A 3,925-nucleotide genomic window follows, 5' to 3' on the forward strand; every position below is an offset into this window, starting at 1 on the left:
AAACAGAGAAGCCCGATCATCCCGCCACCTTAGCCGAATCCGTCACATCATCAACTCGGACAAGGTTTTCGGTACACACAGCGGTCTTTTCGGAAGTCGATGCTGCGCAGAATAATGCTGGGCGGCGTGCCTTCGAACTCACTCGCCTGATATTTGCCGGCGGCGCAGGCCTCGATGCGCTCGCGCAACCGCATGAATTGCGCCTCGCGCTGGCCCGCTCTCGCGCGCACCACACCCTCCAACTCATCCATGGCTGAAGTTGAAATCGCGCAGGGGACCTCCCTCTGGCCGTCGAGCATCGAGAACAGGACGACCATCCTGTCGTATTCATAGCCGATGAAGCGACCGGGCATGAGCGTCATATGACCCACTCCTTGACAGCGGCGCAGCCAATGATGCCTCAGCCCCGCTCGCTAAGCCGAGCAAAGTCCACGAGGATGGCCGCGACGAGATCGCGATGCCTTGTGTCTTCCGGCGGTAGGCCCGCGGCGTACAGCTTGAGCACATAGCGCGCCTTGGCGGCCGCCTCCGGCCATGACGCGGCGGGAATCGACAACAGATGGTCTTCCACCTCGGCCCGGCGCTCGCGCAGTTCCCGTGCATGGGTTTCGACCTCCGCGAGCGCACGGCGGATGTCGGTTGCCTTTTGCGCCGCCATGCCGCGGTGACGGTCGAGATCGAGCGGTTCGTCAGGCATCGAATGCGCTCGCGTCAATGCCTTGCGCGTCGGCCAGATCGACAGAGCCGATCGAGACCACCTCCATCGCCAACCCGCGAGAGCCTTCCACCGGCACCTTGATCATGGTGGCGACGCGGCGGAACGCCTCGAACGATAGCCCTTCGATCGTCTCCTCGTCGGTGACGACCTCATAGGCGCCGGCGGGCAACAGGCGATCGATACCCCTGATCCGGAACGGGTGCTTGAAGGTGACGACTTCTCGTCGGGAACGGATGGTCATGCGCGCCTGCCTTTCGCAAAACGCCGGCGTCGGCGCTGGCCCAGAGAGCAGCATGCGCTCCTTGTGCTGCAATAGCCATCGCTTTCTTAGCCCGCGCGGCCAATAGAGGTATTCCATCGCTTCGCGCGTGCTCTTGTCGCAGCTGACGCAAAATGCTTTAGCGCTCGCTATTCCCAAAACATAGGCGTAGGGTCGGCTCACCGCATTTACCGTGGCATCCATCGGTGACTGAGGGCCGCGCACGCTCCCGCCGCAAAGCGCAGGCGTGTACCCTTGCAGCAATTTCGTCTGACCGAGTGGATCGTACCGCCGACCATCGTCCCGCGGTTGCTCAGGATCATTGTGATCACGGTGGCCGTCTTCCATGCCTAAACTGAAATACCTTGTCAGCGGCCACCATGAAGGTATCAGCGAACATCTCGGGCGCGTCACGGTGGCGGCCGCGCTGAGGAAGGCTAGGCAGCTCGTGCAAGAAGGCTGCATCGACGTGAGGATCTGCACCCCGCGCGGGCAGGTCCTGTTGTCAGACGACTTCAACCATCTCGAAAACAGGAGGACCGCCATGGCCAAAGGCCAGCAACGAGGCAACCGCGAAGCCAAGAAGCCCAAGAAGGAAAAGATCAAGGTCATCGCCGCAGCACCTAGCCAGAAAGCTGCGATCTGGCAGCAGCCGAGCTTGAAGCCAGGAGGAAGAAATAGCCGCTGATCGGTCGTAGCGATTATGTCATTCAGCTTTTGGCATCTCGCAAGTCCTGTGATCCGCCTGCCCTCACTGGGCTAACAAGGGTAGGAATGACCGATGCACTTCGTGATCGTCGCAGGCGATCGTAAGTTTCGGTATCAAGTGCGTTTACATCGGTCCAATGCAGGTCCCGGATTTTCAAGCATAGACCAAGAGCAAATTACGCCTGCCGAAAACAACATGAAGGCCGCCTCAGGCAATATCAAAAGTATAGAGTACGCAATAGGTCAGGGGACACATCCCGTCCTGTAATAGGCGTTCGTGCTATGTCGTGGCGCCGACGCTAGCTCGCTTGTAATCGAAGCCGAAGCGACGCGGCCACAGATTCAAGGAGAAGATGATACGCTCGGTCGACAATTTCGTCTAGCGAGCGCGTACGGGCGAACATGGCTTGCGCCCGACCGAGCAATTCGTTGCGAGTCGGCATCCTGTTCAGATGAACGGCCGGCAGCGCGTCGACGGCATGACACTTTGCTTCGTTAATCGCTTCCCGCAGGGCGGACAGTTCGGATGAGTGCATCGCTGACGTAATTGCAAGCGCAATGCGCTCAGGATTAAAACGTTTAGCAAGCTGCTCGGCCGCTCGATTGATGACCCTCGCTCCGAGCCGATGTTGGTTGCGCCTCACCTGCTCGGGCGGCGCCTTCAGGTCCCAGACGATCCCCAGGAGAGATAGCGCCTTTAAGATGTAGAAAGTCATGTCAACTTCCCACCAACGGAAGCCTTGGCGAACGCTGCTTTGATAGGCGTGATGATTGTTGTGCCAGCCTTCGCCCATCGTAAGCAGCGCCAGCAGCCAATTGTTGCGAGAATCATCCCCAGTTACGTACCGCTTGCGTCCGTGAACATGCGCGAGAGAGTTGATGCAAAAGGTCGCGTGATAAAGCAGCACCGTGCTCCACAAGAAGCCGACCACCAGTCCTGACCATCCCGCGACGAGAAAACAGCAGGCGGCGAGTGCTATTGCAGGCAAGACCTCAAATTTGTGCAACCACCTCAATTCGGGAAACGATGCGAGATCCGCAACTTTAACAAGGTCAGTCGCGTCGTGCTGTCGCGCGAAAATCCAGCCAACATGGCTGTAAACGAAACCTTTATGCCGGGGCGAATGCACATCTCGATCAGTATCGGAATGCAAATGATGATGCCTGTGCTTGGCCGCCCACCACAGAACGCTCTTTTGGGCGCTGCTTTGAGCAAGCGCTGCAAGAATGAACTGAAACGGTCTGCTAGTAGAGTAGGACCGATGCGAGAAGTACCGATGATACCCTGCACCGATGGCGAACATGCGCAGCCAATAGATCGCTATACCGATAACGGCCGCCTGCCACGTAATGCCGGACCAGAACGCTGCGGCGCATCCCAGATGGATCAATGCAAATGGAAGAGCTGACGGGTAGACGATATCATCATGCTGTTCGTCGACGTCGAGCTTCGACATATCAACAGGTCCCAATAGCTTCCTGTCAGGCGTATGCAAAGGATGCCTAAAAGGCTGGCTCAAATCGCTTAGCGAGCCCCCTCAGTCGCTCGACAAAAAAGAACCCCGCTGCTGGGCGCGCCAAGCGGCGGGGGTCTTTACCAGAAGCTTTGCCGGTACATCCGCGGTCAAAGCGTTGGCGGCGAGGGCGGAAGTTTATCCAGCGCGCAGATTTTCCGCGGCAGATTTGCCGGTCCGGCGGTCTGCGACGACCTCGAAGGAAACCTTCTGTCCCTCATTGAGAGTGCTCAGGCCCGCACGTTCGACCGCGCTGATATGAACGAAGACATCCTGGCTGCCCTGATCCGGCTGAATAAAGCCGAAACCCTTTTGGTTGTTGAACCACTTCACTGTTCCCGTTGTCATGGGAGATCGTCCTTCGATGTGTGTATTTGAGACCGCGCTAAACGCGATCGGTTAACTCGAGATCTGGGAGGAGGGTCGTCAGTCAGGCGCGCTATTCGCGGCGAGGCCAAGTCGTTCGGCCGAAAACTCGAATGTTTAAGACATAGTTACATTGCAGTCGCAGCGCAAGGGAATGTTTGCGGATCGCGCTTAAGGGCCCATGTGCCATTTCAGCGCTCCTGCGGCGCGGTTTTCGCCCTACCGAGCACATGGGCACCATCTCACGAGACGGCCAGCCTTGAACGCGATGTCTGCGGAGGGGTGTCCCTGTCGGAAACCTAATCCGGCTGGTATGTGAGGCCGAATCGCGCAATGCTTCTGTCTCATGAGAGAAGCTTA

General features: G+C 58.2%; 6 protein-coding genes. 1 reads left to right on the forward strand and 5 read right to left on the reverse strand.

Annotation, left to right across the window (positions count from 1 at the left end):
• Positions 1–50 precede the first annotated feature (50 nt).
• From ACZXDY_RS45050 to ACZXDY_RS45060, 3 genes are read right to left on the reverse strand one after another with little or no spacing between them, the layout of a single operon-like run.
• Positions 51–362, reverse strand: coding sequence for a DUF1488 family protein (locus ACZXDY_RS45050; protein WP_051397363.1), 312 nt, complete (start codon positions 360–362; stop codon positions 51–53).
• A gap of 38 nt (positions 363–400) precedes the next feature.
• Positions 401–697, reverse strand: a complete 297-nt coding sequence (locus ACZXDY_RS45055) for a hypothetical protein (RefSeq protein WP_028169256.1) — start codon at positions 695–697, stop codon at positions 401–403.
• Complete coding sequence (locus tag ACZXDY_RS45060; RefSeq protein WP_028169255.1) at positions 690–959, reverse strand: hypothetical protein; 270 nt, start codon at positions 957–959, stop codon at positions 690–692. Before ACZXDY_RS45060 ends, ACZXDY_RS45055 begins: the two co-directional genes overlap by 8 nt.
• 364 nt (positions 960–1,323) lie before the next feature.
• Between ACZXDY_RS45060 and ACZXDY_RS45065 the strand changes: the two genes are divergently transcribed.
• Positions 1,324–1,665, forward strand: coding sequence for a hypothetical protein (locus ACZXDY_RS45065; protein ID WP_035693082.1), 342 nt, complete (start codon positions 1,324–1,326; stop codon positions 1,663–1,665).
• Between the two features lie 319 nt (positions 1,666–1,984).
• Here ACZXDY_RS45065 and ACZXDY_RS45070 read toward each other — a convergent pair whose 3' ends face one another.
• Together ACZXDY_RS45070 and ACZXDY_RS45075 are read right to left on the reverse strand one after the other, a co-directional pair.
• Positions 1,985–3,142, reverse strand: a complete 1,158-nt coding sequence (locus ACZXDY_RS45070; RefSeq protein WP_464349908.1) for an acyl-CoA desaturase — start codon at positions 3,140–3,142, stop codon at positions 1,985–1,987.
• Between the two features lie 195 nt (positions 3,143–3,337).
• Positions 3,338–3,547, reverse strand: coding sequence for a cold-shock protein (locus tag ACZXDY_RS45075; protein ID WP_028169253.1), 210 nt, complete (start codon positions 3,545–3,547; stop codon positions 3,338–3,340).
• Between the last annotated feature and the right edge of the window lie 378 nt (positions 3,548–3,925).

This window comes from Bradyrhizobium sp. LeoB3, from assembly GCF_055456055.1.

What these genes read in the sequence shown, in the direction of transcription:
- ACZXDY_RS45050 (WP_051397363.1), bottom strand. Translation starts at nt 362, where the DNA reads ATGACGCTCATGCCCGGTCGCTTCATCGGCTATGAATACGACAGGATG.
- ACZXDY_RS45055 (WP_028169256.1), bottom strand. Translation starts at nt 697, where the DNA reads ATGCCTGACGAACCGCTCGATCTCGACCGTCACCGCGGCATGGCGGCG.
- ACZXDY_RS45060 (WP_028169255.1), bottom strand. Translation starts at nt 959, where the DNA reads ATGACCATCCGTTCCCGACGAGAAGTCGTCACCTTCAAGCACCCGTTC.
- ACZXDY_RS45065 (WP_035693082.1), top strand. Translation starts at nt 1,324, where the DNA reads ATGCCTAAACTGAAATACCTTGTCAGCGGCCACCATGAAGGTATCAGC.
- ACZXDY_RS45070 (WP_464349908.1), bottom strand. Translation starts at nt 3,142, where the DNA reads ATGTCGAAGCTCGACGTCGACGAACAGCATGATGATATCGTCTACCCG.
- ACZXDY_RS45075 (WP_028169253.1), bottom strand. Translation starts at nt 3,547, where the DNA reads ATGACAACGGGAACAGTGAAGTGGTTCAACAACCAAAAGGGTTTCGGC.